Source organism: Mesorhizobium sp. M7A.F.Ca.MR.245.00.0.0 (assembly GCF_003997415.1).
GTDB lineage: Bacteria > Pseudomonadota > Alphaproteobacteria > Rhizobiales > Rhizobiaceae > Mesorhizobium.
On record NZ_RZTE01000036.1, the window covers coordinates 19,651 to 38,307 of the forward strand.

The 18,657-nt window shown below is 57.9% G+C and carries 14 protein-coding genes and 1 pseudogene; 1 reads left to right on the top strand and 14 read right to left on the bottom strand.

From position 1 onward, the window contains the following. Positions 1-552: 552 nt before the first annotated feature. From EOB80_RS26760 to EOB80_RS26795, 8 genes are all read right to left on the bottom strand, one after another. Positions 553-1,050 (bottom strand): Lrp/AsnC family transcriptional regulator, encoded by a 498-nt coding sequence (locus EOB80_RS26760; protein WP_126080672.1) that lies wholly within the window; start codon positions 1,048-1,050, stop codon positions 553-555. Between the two features lie 502 nt (positions 1,051-1,552). After that, complete coding sequence (locus tag EOB80_RS26765; protein ID WP_126080671.1) at positions 1,553-3,097, bottom strand: fumarate hydratase; 1,545 nt, start codon at positions 3,095-3,097, stop codon at positions 1,553-1,555. Positions 3,098-3,103: 6 nt separating this feature from the next. Next, the gene (locus EOB80_RS26770) at positions 3,104-4,537 is read right to left on the bottom strand and encodes an NAD-dependent succinate-semialdehyde dehydrogenase (RefSeq protein WP_126087044.1); all 1,434 of its coding nucleotides are present in this window, start codon (positions 4,535-4,537) and stop codon (positions 3,104-3,106) included. Between the two features lie 195 nt (positions 4,538-4,732). Beyond that, the gene (locus EOB80_RS26775) at positions 4,733-5,659 is read right to left on the bottom strand and encodes a LysR family transcriptional regulator (RefSeq protein ID WP_126080670.1); all 927 of its coding nucleotides are present in this window, start codon (positions 5,657-5,659) and stop codon (positions 4,733-4,735) included. A 133-nt stretch (positions 5,660-5,792) separates the two neighbouring features. Beyond that, positions 5,793-6,704, bottom strand: a complete 912-nt coding sequence (locus tag EOB80_RS26780; RefSeq protein WP_126080669.1) for a CoA ester lyase — start codon at positions 6,702-6,704, stop codon at positions 5,793-5,795. A gap of 136 nt (positions 6,705-6,840) precedes the next feature. Further along, positions 6,841-7,992: a CaiB/BaiF CoA-transferase family protein gene (locus EOB80_RS26785; RefSeq protein ID WP_126080668.1), complete on the bottom strand. Its 1,152-nt coding sequence runs from the start codon at positions 7,990-7,992 to the stop codon at positions 6,841-6,843. A 15-nt stretch (positions 7,993-8,007) separates the two neighbouring features. Continuing rightward, a complete protein-coding gene (locus EOB80_RS26790; protein WP_126080667.1) occupies positions 8,008-9,261 on the bottom strand; it encodes a methylaspartate ammonia-lyase in 1,254 nt (417 codons plus the stop codon). 223 nt (positions 9,262-9,484) lie between these two features. Then, a complete protein-coding gene (locus tag EOB80_RS26795; RefSeq protein WP_126080666.1) occupies positions 9,485-9,901 on the bottom strand; it encodes a GNAT family N-acetyltransferase in 417 nt (138 codons plus the stop codon). A 377-nt stretch (positions 9,902-10,278) separates the two neighbouring features. Between EOB80_RS26795 and alr the strand changes: the two genes are divergently transcribed. After that, positions 10,279-11,448, top strand: coding sequence for an alanine racemase (gene alr, locus EOB80_RS26800; protein WP_126080665.1), 1,170 nt, complete (start codon positions 10,279-10,281; stop codon positions 11,446-11,448). 102 nt (positions 11,449-11,550) lie between these two features. Here alr and EOB80_RS26805 read toward each other — a convergent pair. The 6 genes and pseudogenes from EOB80_RS26805 to EOB80_RS26830 all read right to left on the bottom strand — a co-directional run bounded on the left by EOB80_RS26805 (position 11,551) and on the right by EOB80_RS26830 (position 18,656). Beyond that, positions 11,551-12,287 (bottom strand): annotated as a pseudogene (locus EOB80_RS26805) (IS5 family transposase). 99 nt (positions 12,288-12,386) lie between these two features. Then, entirely contained in the window at positions 12,387-14,483 is a 2,097-nt protein-coding gene (locus EOB80_RS26810; protein ID WP_127330820.1) for a S9 family peptidase, read from the bottom strand. Between the two features lie 187 nt (positions 14,484-14,670). Beyond that, positions 14,671-15,732: an ABC transporter ATP-binding protein gene (locus EOB80_RS26815; protein ID WP_126080663.1), complete on the bottom strand. Its 1,062-nt coding sequence runs from the start codon at positions 15,730-15,732 to the stop codon at positions 14,671-14,673. After that, positions 15,725-16,732 (bottom strand): ABC transporter ATP-binding protein, encoded by a 1,008-nt coding sequence (locus tag EOB80_RS26820; RefSeq protein ID WP_126080662.1) that lies wholly within the window; start codon positions 16,730-16,732, stop codon positions 15,725-15,727. The genes EOB80_RS26815 and EOB80_RS26820 overlap by 8 nt, the downstream gene beginning before the upstream one ends. Continuing rightward, positions 16,729-17,661 (bottom strand): ABC transporter permease, encoded by a 933-nt coding sequence (locus tag EOB80_RS26825; RefSeq protein ID WP_126080661.1) that lies wholly within the window; start codon positions 17,659-17,661, stop codon positions 16,729-16,731. Before EOB80_RS26825 ends, EOB80_RS26820 begins: the two co-directional genes overlap by 4 nt. Continuing rightward, positions 17,658-18,656 (bottom strand): ABC transporter permease, encoded by a 999-nt coding sequence (locus EOB80_RS26830; RefSeq protein ID WP_281013029.1) that lies wholly within the window; start codon positions 18,654-18,656, stop codon positions 17,658-17,660. Before EOB80_RS26830 ends, EOB80_RS26825 begins: the two co-directional genes overlap by 4 nt. Between the last annotated feature and the right edge of the window lies 1 nt (position 18,657).

The window sequence follows — 18,657 nt, forward strand, 5'->3', positions numbered from 1 at the left end:
CAGCAACGAACTTACGACGTAAAAACGCGATGGAGCGATCTCCGAATGTCCGCAGGCGTCGAGGGCCGGGTTGGTCGCCAGGGCCGAGCGGGCCAGCTTGCACTCCCGCTACCCGTCGGCTTGCCAAACCCTCGCTGTAGATTTCGCCCCCCCACACGGATGCGCTGACCGCGACTAAGCTCAATCGCCACTGATCGCCAATCCAGGGCGAAAGTTCCCCCCTTGAAGTAGCGGTAGAGGCATTTTTTCGGCACTTCGCATCTTAGATATGGACGCCTCCTCAACCAGGCACGATCCGGTTTGGCTTCTCGCCGTAACCGTGCTGGCCAAGTGCGTCCGATGGCTGCTTCGATCCGTCTCCTGGAATGATCGGTTCCAGATTGCTCAAGCGCATCGTCCTTCCTCGCCATCAACTGGCGGATAGCGCTCGGCCACCTTTTTCCAGCAATTAGTATACCGCAAATGTCCCTTGAGTTTCGTCGGAATGGGCGCCTTTTGCCGACGAATCTACGGGATCCGTGCCAAACGCCGTTGAAACTTAAACTTTCGCTTTCACCGTTGCCTCAGGGCGGACAAAGGTATCGGTGAATTGGACTTCACTGGTTTCGTGACGACAAGGCTATAGTATTGATCAATCCCCAAGCCTGCCTGCAGCAGTCCCTCCATGAAATCCTGATAGGCGGCCATAGAACGAGATGCGACCCGCATCAAATAATCCACGCGCCCCCCAATTGCCCAGCAGTCCAGGATTTCCGGAATCTCTTGGATTGCAGTTTCGAAGACTCGTTGGTCCTCAAGACGATGGCGATCCAGCACGACTTCTACCATCACAAAGATCATGCCGCCGACGAGTGCAGGACTCAGTCGCGCATAAAATCCCTCAATAATTCCTGCGGCCTTGAGTGCTCGGAGCCGCTCCGAACAGGCCGACGCCGAAAGATGAACTCGTTTTGCAAGCTCACTTTTTGAAATCCGACCGTCTGCCTGAATCTCGGAGAGAATCCGGACGTCCCAACTGTCGAGTTGCACGGGATCGGGTTTCGACTTCATAACCTGTTGCTCTCAAGCAGCGATCGACAGCGCGCCGTGTGCCGATCAATTCTATTATCATTGAAACGACCGAATGTAGCAGTGGAAGGCATCCGTTCCAGGCCCGAGATGTGCTAGAATGGGTATGAAAATCAGCTAAGGAGAGCGATCCGCTGAGAAAAGCTGCAGAAGTAATTTGGCTATCGCCCCAGCGCCTAACGGGCAATGGTGCAGCTGGAGAGGAAGTCGGCGGCGGCAGAGACCTTCTGATAAATAAAATAGATAACCCATTTTCTTGAATCCCCGCTACCGTACTTGATAGACGCGCGACTGCATTCGAGCCTCGATCGCGTGGACGGCATACTCAATGCAGTATTCAGTGGCACATTCAGCTATTGGGGTGAATTGAAGGCCTTGCTCGTCCGGCTCGCCGAGGCGCAAGGCACCGCAAATGCCGCTCGTCGTACGGCGTGCCCAACAATTTGACGCTGGTGTCTGGCCGAAATCGCCTAACTGGGAAGATTCAAACGCCGATGTTGCGTGCGATGCTGTCGGCCGCCATACGCCTACGCCACTCGAGAGGCCCGGAATTGTGAATGGAGTTTCCCTCAACATCGACGGCCATGATAACAGGCATGTCCTGCACATCGAATTCATAGATGGCTTCCATGCCCAGGTCTTCAAAGGCAACGATCCGCGCCTTCTTAATCGATTTTGAAATCAGGTACGCAGCGCCACCCACTGCAGCAAGATAGGGCGTTTTGTGTCTTATAATCGACTCGATGGCCGCCGGTCCCCTTTCCGCTTTGCCGATCATCGCAAAAAGGCCGGTTTCGGCGAGCACCTTGTCCGTAAAATCGTCCAAGCGGCTGGAGGTTGTTGGACCGGCGGGTCCAACGACCTCATTCCTCACTGCCCGGACGGGACCGACATAGTAGATCACGCGTCCCGTCAGATCGACCGGAAGCGGCTTGCCGGCATCGATCAGCTCGACCATTCGTTTGTGGGCAGCGTCACGGCCCGTCAGCATCTTTCCAGACAGCAGGAGCGTTTCACCGCAGCGCCACGATGCCGTCTCTTCCTTCGTCAGCGTATCTAAATTGACCCGCCGGACGCCGGCTGGGTTCAATTCGTCGGCTCCGATGTCGGGCCATTCGCGCAAATCGGGCGGCTGGAGCCTGATGGGTCCAGAGCCGTCCAAAGTAAACTTCAGGTGCCGGTTGGCGGCGCATTGCGGGATGAGCGCCACAGGCTTGGACGCCGCATGAGTAGGATAGGTCGCAACCTTGACGTCAACGACTGTCGTCAGACCACCAAGCCCTTGGGCGCCGATGCCAAGCGCGTTGATCCGCTCATAAAGCTCAATCCGCAGTCCCTCTTCCGGGCTTGACGCCCCCCTTGCGATTAGTTCCGCCATATCGATGGGCTCGTTCATGGCTTCCTTGGCCAGCAGCATCGCCTTTTCAGCGCTACCACCGATACCAACAGAGATCAGCCCAGGCGGACACCATCCGCTGCCCAGGGTCGAAACGGTATTGACCACCCAGTCGGAAACGGAGGCGCTGGGATTAAGGGTGGTAAAACGTGCCTTGTTCTCGGACCCGCCGCCTTTTGCGGCGATAGTGATCTCAATCTGGTCACCTTGCACCAAGTTGACATGGACAACTGCCGGCGTGTTGTCGCGGGTGTTGACCCGTCTAGCGAGGGGATCCGCAACGATCGATGCCCGAAGGGGATTGTCCGGATCGAGATAGGCTTGACGTACGCCCTCATTCACAAGATCAGCGAAACTGGCTGTTGACTTAATGCGGGCATCCATGCCGACCTTTGCGAAGACAACCACAAGTCCGGTGTCCTGACAGATCGGGCGCCGCCCAAAGGCCGCCATGCGGGAGTTCAGCAGAATCTGACCTATGGCATTCTTCGCCGACGGGCTCTGTTCTCGCGTGTATGCGTGAGAAAGAGACCGGATATAATCTGGAGGATGATAGTACGAGATGTACTGAAGGGCGTCGGCGACGCTCCTTGTGATGTCGCGACCTGCGATGGTCCGTGTTCTGTTTCCCACCGGATTTTATCCAAACGAACCGAGGCCATTGACCATTTTCAAAATCTGGAAGCTTCGCACCCCCTGCTCGCCGCCTTCATATCCATAGCCGCTTTGCTTGACGCCCCCATAAGGCGCATCCGCGGAAACCCCTTTCAGGTAATTCACACTAACTGCGCCCGCAGAGAGACCATTGATAAGCTTCTGTTGCGTATCGGCCGCGCCAGTAAACAAGTAGGCGGCCAGACCGTACTCGGTGGCGTTGGCTTCCTCGATCGCCTCTTCGATCGTATCGAAAGGCGCCACGGTGAGAATCGGTCCGAACGGCTCTTCATGAAGCACTCTCGCTTGCTTCGGTACGCCCGTCAGGATGGTTGGCGGCCAGTAAAACCCCGGTCGGTCAAGGGGGATGCCACCGGTCTCGATGCGGGCGCCGCCTTCTACCGCATCCTTGGTCAGGCGCTGCATGGCCTCTATTCGCCGCGCGTTTGCCATTGGCCCCATTTGCGTTGCAGGGTCATCCGGTGGTCCGATCCTGATTCTTCGGACCGCCTCCGTCATCCGGAACAGGAGTTCCTCATAGCGGGACCGGGCGACAAGAATCCTGCTGGGCGCATTACAGCTCTGGCCCGCGCACTCGAATTTGTATTCCGAAATAGCCGGTATCGCCCTTGCCAGATCCGCATCTTCGCACACAATAACCGGGGAATGTCCACCGAGCTCAAGGATGCAACGCTGCAGATTATTCGCGGCCAGCGTGGCTAGCTGTTTTCCAACAGCCGTCGACCCCGTGAACGTCAAGACTTTCACAATTGGCGAACTGAGCAGATGCCGCGATATATGCACAGGAACACCGAACACCAGGTTGACCACGCCTTCTGGTATCCCTGCTTGACGCAAAGATTCCACGATATGGACAGCCACACTTGGCGTCTCCTCGGCCCCTTTGAGGATCACCGGGCAGCCTGCCGCCAGCGCGGGGGCGAGCTTGCGGGCGATAAGAACGGCCGGATAGTTCCATGGCGTAAATGCAGCGACGACACCGAGCGGCTCGGGGGCTATCATCCTGTTCGAGCCCAACGGAATCGGGGCCGACAACTCATCGGCATGCCGGCCATTCCATTCCAGCGTTTCGACTGCGCGCGCGTATTCTCCTGTCGCTTCGGCAATCGTCTTTCCCTGTTCGGACGACAGGTCCCTGGCTGCGGCGCCAGCTTTCTCTGCCAGAATGCTGGCGGCAGAGACGAGGATCTCGCCACGCTCTTTGGCGGGTCGTGAGGACCACGCCTTGCGGCTGCGTTCTGCCGAGGCAAGAGCTTCATCCAAGTCTGAAACCGTAGCCGAGGCCACTGAGGCAAATACCTTCTCCGTCGCCGGGTTGATCACCGGCAAAGTGGCTCGGCTACCACCGGCTCGCCATTTGCCATTAATGAAGAGCTCGTAGCTCTTGGCGTCGGACATCACGGGCTCCACTTGACTGAATTCTTGCATACGAGCGCAGTTTCGATATCGAAACTGCTGAACTCGCTTGAGCCAGTTTCATCGCGATGGTCGCGGCGGGTCAAATATCGAATATTGCCGAAATCCATCTGGAATCCAGATCGGGCTGGTCCTTATGGCCGCAAAAGATCATGCCCAGCTTTACAGGTTAGTTTGTCAGGTCGCCTCAGGCGCCACCGCCGCCCAGTCCCGGATTTCAATCAATTTTCTGGCGACCTTCGGAATGAGCTTGCAGACCGCAGAAACGGCCGCAGAACGCTCATCTTTGGGATTTACAGCGAGCACCACGGACCGAGTAATCACCGGATCGACGATCTTGACAGTCCGGACCAGCCCTTGGGAGGCTTCTTTCTGAACCGCAGACGGGGCGAGAATAGAATGCGCTTTTCCCTCTACGACCATGTTGATGATCGTTGAGAGGGAGTCCACTTCAAACCTGACGTCCAGCGCGCAACCGTGTTGTGCGACGACATCAGCCACCGAACGCCTGACATTGTTGTTGCGCATGGGAACCGCCAGGGGGAATTCATGCAGGTCGACCAGCGATATCGCATCTTCAAACGGTGGCTCGCCGGACGGAACCACCAGACAAAGGTCTTCGCGCGCTAGCACCGTCATTCGCCCCACACTGTCTGCTGTGCGGTACAGAACCGCCAGATTGAAGCGTCCAGCCGCCATCCATTCCTCTAGCGGTCCCGTCATACCCTCGACCATCTTGAGGGACACCTTGGGCAGTTCGTGTCTCACCGCCTCAAGCAGCGGACCGCTCAGGACGCGAGCAGCTCCAGACGGAATCCCAATAGTCACCTCCCCGGCAGGGGAAGCGGCTGTGTTGGTCAATTCCACCTCGGTAAGTCGAATTTCTTTGAGAATTGCCCGCGCCCGCTCGAGCAGTTTGGCTCCTGACGCCGTCACGCTCACGCCGGTTCTGTCGCGTATCAGCAGCTGAGTGCCGAAGCCTTCCTCCAATTGGCGTACATGCAGACTCAGCGCACTCTGGGCGACATTCAGAAAGCCAGCGGCCTTCGTGAAACTGCCTGCTTCGACCACGCCGACGAAGTATCTTAACTGCCTGATTTCCACGGGTACTCTTCCGAGGGCGGACTGCAATTGACGTAATCTATCTTAAAATGTGATGGCACGACAGCAATAATTGTGCCGAGCTGCTGACGCTTGCTGTCGTCGTCCCAGTCTTGTTGATCAACCCGCTGAGGACTCAAACGGCCAACTCGGCGCCCGGATCCGTCGCGATGATTTCTCGGGCCCTTCGAATAACCGGTGGATCGACCATCTTTCCGTCCAATGCGAACGCGCCTCTGCCTTGCGCCGTCGCATCTTTTTCCGCCGCGAGGACACGACGGGCCCACTCGAGTTCCTGTGGGCTTGGTGAGAAAGCCTCATTGAATATGGCAACCTGATTTGGATGGATCGCCAAAGCCCCGGTAAAGCCAAGCCGCCGCGCATGGGCCGCGGCCTCACGAAGTCTATCATTGTCTGAGAACTCGCTGATACTTCCTATGAAACCAAGCGGTAGCAAGCCAGCGGCGCGAGCGGCAAACAGAACAGAAAGGTTCGGTGTCAAAAGAAGGTCGAGTTCCGGGGCACCGCCAACGGAGGCACTGAAGTCTTCAGGACCCAGCGCCATTGCAACCATCCTGGGATGGGCCGACGCAATGGCTGAGAGACTTTGTAATGCTGCCGGGGTCTCGATCAAGGCAAGGAACCGGATTCGACCCACCGCAAGATTTCTTTCTCGTTCAAGTTCCGATACCGCATTTGCGATCTCTATTACCCACGCTGCCGAATCCGTCTTCGGAAGGACAAGTGCATCAACACCCGCTACTACGGCTGCATCGAGATCGGCCGCCAAGGCACGCAAACCGCGATTCACGCGAACTAAAACATAAGCGCCCCTGCGGCCCACCTTTGCCACGGATGCAGAAAGCTGGCGCCGTGACTCACCTTTTTGATCCTGGGGAACGGAGTCCTCAAGGTCGAGTATGACGCCATCTGCCCCGCGCTCATGAGCCGCCTCCACAAAGCGCGGAACATGAGCGGGAACAAAGAGCAGAGATCTCCAGCGGGGAACAGACATCGGGCTTTCAACGGCCTGAACGGCGTCATTCATGAAGTCGCCTCTGCGGTCGATTCTAGCGTGGGCGCTGTCAGTGAGTTTGCTGGGCGGCCGTGGCACCCAGAGGGGCCAGGACTAGGCATGCACTCTGTGAATCGCGATCGCGCTTCCTTCCCGACAACAGGCACGCTCATGCTGACGCGGCTCTTGCGCGCAAACCTGCTCGAACCTCCTCGCGGACAGCCTCCGTATGCGCACCAAGGCCCGGAACTGGGCGCAGCGAGGGGCGCTCAGAGTTGAAGATCGCCGCCGGGGCGATCGTCTCTACTGTTCCTTCAGGTGTGCCAATCTCAACCCTGCGAACGTGTGGATGCTTTGAAATGTCCGCCACTTCGTTCAGTCGCCCATATGCCAAACCGGCCGCCTCAAGCTCCTGCATCGCTTCGTGGCAGGACAGCTCGGAAAACCGCAGCTCAATTATCTCATCAAGTTGAGGACGGTGGCCGAGGCGCTCCATGTTGTCGGCGAAACCAAGTGCACGCGTGAGCTCAGGCCGCTTCAGGAATTTCTCGCAGAAATTCACCCATTCCCGGTCATTCTGCACGGAAAAGATGACGTCCTTGCCATCGGCGCAGCGATAGGCGCCATAAGGCGCCAGCGAGGGGTGTTTCACGCCCGCGCGTACCGTGTGGTAGCTGCTGTAGTCGTGTTGCAGGACCGGCACGTTCATCCAATCGGCGACGGCATCGAACAGGGACACCTGAATGCTAGCCCCTTCGCCAGTGACCTCGCGATGATACAGCGCCTGAAGTATGGCGCTATGTGCCGTCATGCCTGCCGAGATGTCGCAAACCGACACACCCACACGGGCGGGTCCCTGTTGCGTCCCGGTGATCGCACACAGACCGGTTTCGGCTTGGACGATGAGATCATAGGCCTTGAGGTGAGAAAATGGCCCCCCCTCCCCAAATCCCGAAATGTCGCAGGTGATTAGCCGCGGAAAACGGCGACGCAGATCCGCAGATCCGAAGCCGAGTTTTTCGATGCTGCCTGGCTTCAGATTCTGGATAAAGACGTCAGCAGCAGCAACAAGCGTGTCCAGCACAGCACGGTCCGCCTCCAACCTCAAATCCAAGCATACTGACTCCTTACCCCGGTTGAGCCAAACGAAATAGGCGCTTTGCCCCCGCACCAACTTATCGTATTTCCGGGCAAAGTCTCCCTCAGGCCTCTCAACCTTGATCACCCGGGCGCCTGCATCGGCAAGACGAGACGATGCATACGGTGCAGCAACGGCCTGCTCCACAGCTACGACAGTGATCCCCTCAAGAGAGTTCTGCATGCAACACCGCGCTCTTCATCCAACATTTTCGTTTTGAGCCCGACGACGATTCAGCATCGCAAGCAACCGATTCTGTTCATTGCCCACGATCGAGAATGCCTCGTCGACTCCCATTCCAGGCTTCGCAAGCATCATGTCTGCCTGGGTCGCCATCGATATGTGGACGGAAGCCTGGGCAGAGAGATCTGTCTCGGTACAGCTTCCTCCAACGTACGCGCCTACCTTGTTCTCCTTACACAGGAGCACTGCACGTGCCGTGTCAGCCAATGAGCCGACATCAGGCGTCTTGATTTGAATGAGATGCGCGGCCTTCGCTTCGGCAAAGAGCCGAATATCCTCGAGCGTGTTGCACCTTTCGTCCACGACAATGCGAGCGGTGGAACCCCGGTTGTCCAAAATTGATACGATCTTGGCGTAGTTCTCAATTTGAGCTTGCGTCGAACCAAAATCCGCCGGGGACTCGACATTGAGGGTGAAACCCGGAACAGCGTCGGCGACCCTGCAGATAAAGTCGGCGATGAGTTGCGGCTCCAGGCTGATTTCCTGGCCGATCCAGCCATACACATCGAAATGCAGCACCGGATGATACCCCGGGCGGCCAATTTCGCGCGTCCGCGCCGCAACCCACTTCACGAACTCCATGAAGGCCTGGCCCTCGACGCCGAATTTCTGCCGTGAGTTGATCAGGCCGTGGGGAAGTATATCTACCGCTTTCAAGATCATTTTGTCGACGTTGATTTCGCGAGCATCGCCGCTTTGGCAGTAGATCGGAACCCTGCGAATTGGCAGCGGCAGGTTAAATTCACTGCAAACGACTTCCGCCATCGTGGTACTTTGAAGATGGGCCGAGGCGCGAAGGAGCGCCTGGCTAACGCCATACTCAATCGCGAGAGGTAACCGCTGGTGCTGGAGAGGCTCAAAAACCTTTGCACAGGCATCGAGATAACGAGATACGTCGACATTGAGAAGCCGGGGCACGACTATACGCGAGGTTAACTCCGAGATTTGAGCACTCTCAAACAAAGGATCTCGTCCTCCAGCACCAGAATATTGAACGCTCATCATGTCACCCCAAACCACGGCCCCGTCGGTGAGAGCAAGCCCGATGCTGAGCGAAGATGCCGGAACGCGGATGGACGTGAACCCAATCGCTGTCGCCTCGCCGCTATAGACGAAACCGTCCTGGGGCGCGCCGGCCCTGATGGCACCCTGATCGTCATAGAAAAAAGCGCCATTGCCAGGCGCAAGGAGGACGTCTTTGATCTGCATTTCACTTCGCTCGATTTTCGGACATCGTTGATGGCAGTTGGATTTGCTGCGCCGACTATGCACCACTTGATCTTGAGTTCGCCAACATAATGTCCCGGACGGTCCCATCGCGTTTTCAGATGGCCGGCGTCAGACACATGCACCCCGTATTCCGGCAAGCATTCGACGAACGTCGAATTATTGTATAGGTGGACATTGCAACGTCGTACTCACCTCATTTGGGTTAGCATTCGCGCATTAACCAGAATGCGTCTGAAATGCGCGTCAATCCAATCCCTTCATAGAAGCCGACAGAGTTGGGTGTAGAGATCAAAGCTATGGCCACAGCAGGCCCGAGTTGCCGGCGGGCTTCATACAGGAGGCCCTTGCCGATGCCGAGGCCTTGCGCCGACGCCGATACGGCAAGCTCGGAGACGTAGCAGATCCAGGAAAAGTCAGTAACGCATCGAAGTACTCCGACCAGCTTCCGCCCCGGCCGATGGAGCCGGGCCGTCAGCACCAAGTCGGCTTGGCGGAGCATCGCATGCAGCCGAAGCTCGCCATGGGTCGCCCCGAAGCCGGATTCGGCCAACACGCGGCAGAATTCGGCCGGGTCAAGGTTCGGCTCACTAACGTAAAGGATCTCAGATTGTTCGCTCATGCCAACCCCTTAACAAAAATTGATTGATCTAAGCTTACGCAATACCTTGTATTCGCAGCCGGTGCCGAGATTTTCGCCCTGACTGCGTGAAACCAGCAGTAGCTTGTGGCGGATTTTGGCACGAAGAGCTGCGCAGCAACTGCCCTATCCAGAACACAGCTTACTAGTCAGTTGAACGACTATGCTTTGTCATCTGCGTGCAAGTGCCCTGCCGAAGCGACTGCTTGCGTCTCAGTCCGCTTTAACCAGTGTCTAATCCGTGCTTCGACGGCGCCCCTTTTTAAACGGCAATCTCAGCTCGCGCGCCTACCTAGGATAGTAGGCTGCATCGCGGGGCGGCGAGGTTTATAAAAAACGGGACTGTTGGAGAGCAAAAGATGTTGCCGTTAGTTCGCCCCAGAAATGCTATATTTGAAATCAATCTTGGGGCTATTCAGGCGAACTTCCGGGCCATCACGGCCCTCGTTGGGTTAGGCGTAAGGGTCGCCGCTGTCGTCAAGAGCGACGCCTATGGACTTGGTGTTGTAGAGATTGCAAGGGCGCTTATTCATGTCGGCTGCGATCTGCTCTTCGTCGGCAATCTTGAGGAAGCGCTGCTTCTAAGATCGTCCCATGTAGACGAGGCAATCGCGGTTTTTTGCGATGATTTCGCGAAATTTGGTAGATTCTACCAATCCAATAACCTCATACCGGTTGTGAACAATTGCGCCGAATTGGAAGCCGTTATTGCAACAGGAACGAAGACATATTTTCTTAACGTGGAAACGGGATTTTCCCGCTTTGGGCTCGCCATTGCGGACGTGCGTCGCGCGTATTTTTCTGGTACGTTCGACATGTATCCCCCTTCGGTCGTACTCAGCCATCTAGCGTGCAGCGAAACCGTTGCGGACCCAACTAATGTGTTGCAACGGAACCGCTTCCGGGCGATCTACGATCTGATTAAGCCCACCTGCGGCAGTCTCGCAGCGTCCGCCGGTATCTGGCTAGGTAAATCCTATCATTTCGACATGGTACGGGTGGGCTCAGCCCTGTACGGGCTCAACGATGCTGGCATTCGACCAAATCCGCTGCAAGCGGTTGCAAGGCTCCGAGCGAAAATACTCGACGTGCGCAATGTCGCTAGGCGGGAGGCTGTTGGCTACGGTGCGACATTTCGTACGGGTCGAGCTACCCGCGTAGCGACCGTCGGGATCGGCTACACACATGGCCTTCCATGGGCCTGCGCGAACAAGATATCAGCTCGGTTCGCAGGTTATTCGGCCCCTCTAATCGGAACAATATGCATGGAGAACATGACAATTGATATAACAGATGTTCCAGAAGCGCTTTGTGGGCCAGGTAACTTTGTGGAATTACTGGGAAATGATTTTACCTTAGATGACCTTGCAGAAGCTGTGGGCCTCAGCCCACACGAAGTCTTAACCCGCCTAGGTGCTGGTTGCACAAGACGGTATCTGAATTCTTCCTTGTTACCTACGACCCCTAGGAATAAGGCGTTAGACTTTGATGGCAGCAGCGAGATGAATGATGGCAAGGCACGCCTTTGATTTCGTTATGGCGCTCCCATGGAGAACTTGGTCCATAGGGCATCCTTTGATTCGAAAGATAAGGATGCCCCATCAAAGCCCCGGATCAAACATGTAGCTAGGTCAGGACTCATTGATCCAGAAGATGAAGGCTGCAGCGAAGGCGATAGCCGACAGGAAGGTGTGAGCACATCGGTCGTATCTGGTGTGGATGCGTCGCCAGTCTTTGAGGCGTGCGAACATGTTCTCGATCCTGTGACGTTGCCGGTATCGGACAGGATCATAGCTGTGCTGAACACGATGCTTGGCATGGGGTGGGATGCATGGCCTGATACCGCGCTCGACGAGCGCCTGGCGGAAGGCCGCTGAACTGTAGGCCCGATCGGCCAGCAGGGCGTTGGCGGCGGGCAAATCCTCGATCACGGCCGCAGCAGTCTTGTGATCATTGGTCTGCCCTTCGCTCAGATGCAGCAGCCGCGGACGTCCCTTGGTGGTCAGTCCGCCTCGGCTGCGTCCGATACATCGGGATAGAGTTTTTTAAGGAGGCTGGCGGCAGTGCGGTGCGCTTTGAGATGGGTGGCATCGATCATCAGATTGTCCGTTTCGCCGCCCTGCGCGGCCAGTTCCGCTAGGATGCGGTTGAACACACCCAGCCGACTCCAGCGGATGAAGCGGTTGTAGATGGTCTTGTACGGACCGTAGTCGGAAGGGACATCTCGCCAGCGAAGGCCATTTCGGATCACGAACAGGATGCCGCTCAGCACCCGGCGGTCATCCACACGCGGAACACCATGCGACAAAGGAAAATAGGACTCGATCCGGCGCATCTGCTCCGGCGTCAACATCAGCAAATCACTCAAGGCAGCACCTCCTGCCACCCTGAATCACCAAACAGATATCAACTCAATAGATTATGGGTCCTGACCCTAGCTTTGATTCCGATTGTAACATAGAAATGCCTAATTGCCCGAGCATCGGACCTGGTCTAGAATCCAAGCCATACGAAGTGCTGCTTCTTCGGCTACACTAGGCCCATGTGAAGCGCCGCCGTGGCCACCGACCATACGCATGTGGAAAACAAGACCTGGGTCTCGACCGGCCGTAAAGGAACGTCGCTGGGCAACGTACCGAGCAGGCTGGTAGTAGAGCACCTGGCTGTCGTCGAGCGCGGCGTCGACGTAAGTTGGCGGGCGCGGGCGATCGGCACTGAGGTTGTAGTAAGGATCGTAGCTGCGCAGGTGCCGATATTCGTCGGCTATGTGGGGATCGCCGTACTCCGCTATTTCCGGCAGCGCGTACGGCATCGTGAAGTCCAGCTCGGTATCTATGATGTCGGCGAGCGGAACCTCGGCGAGTACGGCGCGGAACAAGTCGGGCCGCAAGTCGGCCGTGGCAAGCACGGTACCCCCGCCAGCGCTCGCTCCCTCAATGACGATGCCGTCGCCGGTGGCGACCCCCTGCCTAACAAGCGCCTCGACAGCGACGATCAGATCTGTGTGGGTGATACGTTTTCGATCGCGGGTAGCCGCCTCGTGCCACGGACGTCCAAGCTCCCCGCCTCCCCGTACGTGCACGATGCCGAAAGCAACTCCGCGATCGAGCAGGCTCAAACGTTTGGTCATGGATGAGGGCCAAGTGAAAAACGAGGGCCATCTCGGTTTTCCATAACAGCCGTAGACATTCAATAACACCGGCCCTGGGGTGGTTCGATCGCGCCGCGCGACGAGCGAAATTGGTATATCCACCCCGTCTTCCGCCTGCGCCATGACGACCGTCGCCACGTATTGAGCCGGGTCATATCCGGGAACGCGGGCCTGGTACAGGACTGCCGATCGGTCGTCGGCGAGATCATGCTCTACAAACGTGTCGGGCGTCACGAATGAGCTAACCGAGTAGACCAACTTCGAGCTTCGGAACGGATGCCGTGCGACCGAATAGCTACCCCCTGCAGACAAGCCGACCTTAAGAGTGCAGCTCGGCTCGTCGGGAACGATCGTGGCGGCGACCCCCCCGCTTCGGTTATGCGAGACGAGGCGAGGACGAAGGCCCTCTCGTTCCAGGACAACCAGGTGCTGGTCGAGCACGTGGACCTCCTCAAGCGTCACGCCCGCTCGATGCGGGATGACCTCCTCCCAGCACGATGGTGACGGGTCACCTATCGGCGCACACACGAGCCGCCAGTAGGGTCCAGCGTCGTTTACCCGAAACAAGAACCTGTCGCCCCAGTGCTCGGCAAAGACATGGTGGCCAAGATCACGCGCCACAATCCGGCGCCACCCAACGCCCGGCTGGTCGGCAGGAAGGCACCACACCTCCACCGCCCCGGCGTTGTCCATAACGTCCAAAAGCAGCCAGGCGCCGCTATCAGAGCGCCAAATCCGCAAGTTCAGTCGCTCGTCCGCCTCCTCGAACACTACCTCAGAGTGCGAATCGTTGACGTCCAGGCGTATAAGCTCATGGCGTTGCCGCCGCCGGTCCGCCCGCTCCCGCGTGAAAAAGAGCGTGTTGCCGTCCGCGGTCCAAGTAACCATCCCAGCCCGCCTCGAGCCCGTCCAGACGTCATGGCCGGTCTCTATGTCCCGCACCCTAAGCTCGAAGTTCTCGTCCCCGATGACATCGAAGCTGAACGCCACGTAACGCCCGTCGTCACTCGGCTCGAAGACACCGAGCGAATAGAAGATCTCGGCCCCCGGGATCGCGTTCGGGTCGAGAACAAGCTCGGCCGAGCCTCCGGTCACCGGCCGGCGCCACCACGCAGGATGAGACAGGCCCCGCCCGTGTCTTTCGAAGTACTCGAAAGGCCCAACCTGGAAGGTTGGTGGGGCGCCCTCGCAGGTGTGACGCCCTTCGATCTCGGCGATAAGTTCCGCCTTGAGCCCTTCCAGGTGGGCTGTCGCTTGCTCCGCGTAGCTGTTCTCGGCTTCAAGATACGCGCGGACGTCGGGATTCTCCCAGTCCCTGAGCCAGCCATACGAGTCTATCGTGACGTCGCCATGAAGGACCCGGATCCGTGCCTCGGAACGAGGAAGCGGTGGCTGCAGGTGCTTGTCTACCATCACAAGGCCCTCAGGAAAAAAGAGCAAGGAATTGGCGCGGCAGTCCGCGAGCAGACAGTTTGTGCATCAATGTTGCTCCTAGGCGATATAGTGTAAACCGTTTAACGAGCCACGGTGCGTTATTACCAACATCCGTTAATTCCGTTCTGGCAGAATAGCGCTTCGAGTGCCCTATTATTACTTACTGTCAGACGGAACCATGGTCGGCACTTTTCAGGTTGGGTGTCGACAATTCTGCTTTCGCACCTGACGTCGGCAGCCAGCATGCGGACATATGCTGCGGCCCGACTTCGATGGCCGGCGGCTCCTCCTCCTTGCACCGGTCGAAAGCAAGCGGGCAGCGAGGATGGAAACGACAGCCCTTCGGCACGCGTGCGGCGCTTGGAACCTCTCCTTGCAACGCCGGCAGCTCGAAGCGACTTGCGTCGCTGCGAATCTGCGGCGTGGCGTTGCGCAACGCGACCGTATAGGGATGCCGGGGGTTGAATGTGATGTCATCGGCGCTGCCGATCTCGACCAATCTCCCAAGATATAAGACTGCAATCCGGTCGGCGATCAGCCAGGCGAGCGGCAGGTCGTGGGTGATGAACAGTAGCGCCATGTTGTGCTTGGCGCGCAGGTCAACCAGGACCTGAAGAATTTGTGCGCGTATCGATACATCGAGCATCGACACGGGCTCGTCGGCAACGATGAGCTCCGGCTTCACGGCAAGCGCTCCGGCAATCACGACGCGCTGGCGCTGGCCGCCGGAGAGTTCGTGTGGGAAGCGGGCGAAGAAATCACCGGGAGGATTGAGCCCGGCCGCCGAAAGCGCTTCGCTGACCCTTTCTGTGAGTTGAGCATGGTTCTTGACCAGCCGCAGGGAGCGCAACGGCTCTGCCACACTGTCGAACACGGTGTGTCGCGGGTTGAGCGCCTGATAAGCATCCTGAAAGATCATTTGCACGCGTCGCCGGTAGGGACGCAGAGCCGAGAAGCCCTTTGCAGACGTCATATCGCGGCCCTCAAACAGCAACCTGCCTCCTGTGGGCTGGGCTAGCTTGGTGATGACGCGGCCCACTGTCGTCTTGCCGCTTCCGGATTCTCCAACCAGGGCGACGATTTCACCTCGTCCAATGTTGAGGTCGACTCCATCCGCCGCACGCACCGCCCCGGCAGATCGCCCCAGGACCCGGTCGAACAGTCCGCCCTGGATAGGAAAATGGACCTTCAGGCTCTCGAGACTCAGGATGTCGGAGGTGTCAGGCATGAACTGCAACCCTGCCTTCTTGCGAGGAACGGTGAAGGTGACAGGCGACGCGTCCCCACCCGAACTTTTCGAGGCTGGGAACTTCGGTCGTGCAGACCCCCGTTGCTGACGGGCAACGTGGATGGAAGGCGCAGCCTGACGGTCGATTCATTAAGTTGGGAGGATCACCGGGGATAGGGCGAATTATCCGTATGCCGCTCGCCGGGTTGGGGATCGATTCGATCAGCAGGCGAGTGTAGGGATGTTTGGGCTTAGCGAAGATCTCCGCGACGGTTCCATCCTCGACTATCCGGCCGGCGTACATGATCATCACGCGATCACACGACTCAGCGACGACAGACAGGTCGTGGGTGATTAAAATGAGCGCTAGGTTAAGCTGCGATCGCAACTTCCCCAACAGCTTGAGGATCTGAGCCTGTGTGATGACGTCGAGCGCCGTGGTCGGCTCGTCACCGATGATGATCGAGGGGCGACATGCGAGCGCCATGGCAATCATCACTCTTTGACGCATACCGCCCGACAACTCGTGGGGATAGGCAGTGCCGCGATCCGTCGGAATGCCGACGAGTTCTAGAACCTCCCGTGCCCGCGCGGTCGCCTCGGCACGCGACATGCCGAGCTTCAGGATGCATGGCTCGGCGATTTGCTTGATAATGCGGTGAACGGGATTGAGCGCATTCATCGCGCCCTGGAAAACGACGGACGTCTCGGTCCAGCGATGTGGCCGCATCGCCGCATCATTGTCGATCGACAGCAGGTTACCACGATAGCGCACTTGGCCGCCGCTGACCCGTGCATTGGGCGATAGTAGACCAGCGATCGCCATGGCGGTGGTAGTCTTGCCACTGCCCGATTCACCGACGAGGCCAACGGCCTCTCCAGCCTGGAGCGCGAAGCTCACGCGGTCGATCGCTCGCAATGAAACGCCCTTGAGCCGATACTCAACAGAAAGCCCGTCGACTTCCAAAAGCGATGCCTTGTCTTGGGAGAGGTTTGTCATGGGATCACCCTCTGCCGTGGATTGAACGTGTCGTCGAGGGCATTGCCGACCAGGACGAAGCTAAGGGAAACCGCGAGGGCGCACAGCCCGGGGGCGCCGAGGTACCACCAAGCTCCGGTACTGGCCGCACCGGCGCGCTGAGCGAGCGAAAGCAAAGTGCCCCATGAAGGCTGCAATGGGTCGCCAAGCCCGAGGAACGAGAGCGACGTCTCGACATAGATTGCGCCAGCGACGACCAGCGCACCATTCGCTGCGATTTGCGGAACGAGATTGGGGAGGATATGCCGCACCATGATGCTCAAATTGCTGCTGCCCACAACTCGTGCGCGATCAATGAATGTTCGCTCCTTAAGCGATAGTGTCTGACTGCGAACGATACGGGCGACAAACGCCCAGCTTGTTATGCCGATGACGACAAGGATCACGAAGAGGGAAGGACGGAAGCCGAGGATTTCTCTGCCCCGCCCCATTACTTCGAGCACCACGGGTGTGATGACCAGCGCAAGGACGAAGGACGGCATGACGAAAAAGAAATCCGTCAGCCGCATCAGCCAGACGTCAACTCTGCCACCGTAGTAGCCAGCAATGATACCAACCGTAGTGCCGACGACGAGGCTGATGACGGTCGCCAGCAGCGCGATCGTGAGCGATATCCGGGCACCATGGACGACCAGATTGAGCACGTCACGCCCCACCTCATCGGTCCCCAGCAGATGCTGGCTTGATGGTGGAACGAGGAAATCACCAGTTGCGGTGGCTACGGTCTCAAGTGGACCTACGAGGATATTGGGCACAGCAGAGAGGACAAGGAAAAACACCAGACACAACAGGCCGAGCTGAGCCCCGGCGTGACCAAGAAGATTGGATAGAAAGCTCTTGATCGCTCTCGCCCGGCTACGCGAGGAATATCGCACGATACTTTCACTCATTGCCGGATTCGCGGATCAAGAATGCCGTAGGCAAGATCGGCTAGGAGGTTCGCGACAACGATCGATACACCAAGCAACAGGAATATCCCTTGAAGAACTGGGTAGTCCCGCGCGTTGAGCGCTTCGACCGTGAGACCACCAATTCCCGGCCAGGCGAAGACGGCTTCGACGGTGATCGCACCAGCGACCACGTAGCCAAGATTGAGAGTAATCAAGGTCACGAGCGGCAGCATTGCGTTACGAAATGCATGGCGCATCAGCATCTGACCGTTGGTAAGTCCCTTGGCGCGTGCGGTCACCATGTAGTCCTCAGTAACGACGTCACTCATCGCTGCACGCGCGACCACAACGTATTGCCCGATCAGCCCAAGGGCTACCGCGGCGACCGGAAGTGCGAGATGTCGCAAGTAGTCTAGGATCTTATCAGTTGAACCTATGCTAGCGCCGGGTGAATAGATGCCATAACCCGGAAACCACCCCAATGCCGTGCTAAAAATGACTACTAGTACCATAGCAAGCCAGAAAGACGGCGTAGAATAGAGCGCTAGAGATGCTCCCATGGCGATACGGTCGACAGCTCCTCCTCTGCGCCAACCCGCATAGAGCCCAAGCATGACACCGCATAGCATGGCGATTAATTGGGCCAAGCCAACCAGGGCGATGGTGGCCGGCAAGCGCTCCCAAATAAGGTCAGAGACAAGTCTACCCCTGAACTTGAAGCTGTAGCCGAGATCGCCATGTAGAGTTGCCGACAGGTAGTCAAGTATCTGGTCCGGGAAAAGCGGCCGGTCGAGTCCCCAGTTCTGGCGCTGCGCCTCGATCCGTTCAGCGGACACGCTCATCCGAGCACCGCCAAGCAGAAGCGCTGCAGGGTCACCGGGAATGACCCTGAACAGGACGAAGTTCAGTGTGGCCACCATCGAAAGAGTTATGGCCGCCCTGATCAGGACATTCCCAATGCGGCTTGTTCGCCCTTCCTGTGCGTTGCCAGCCACG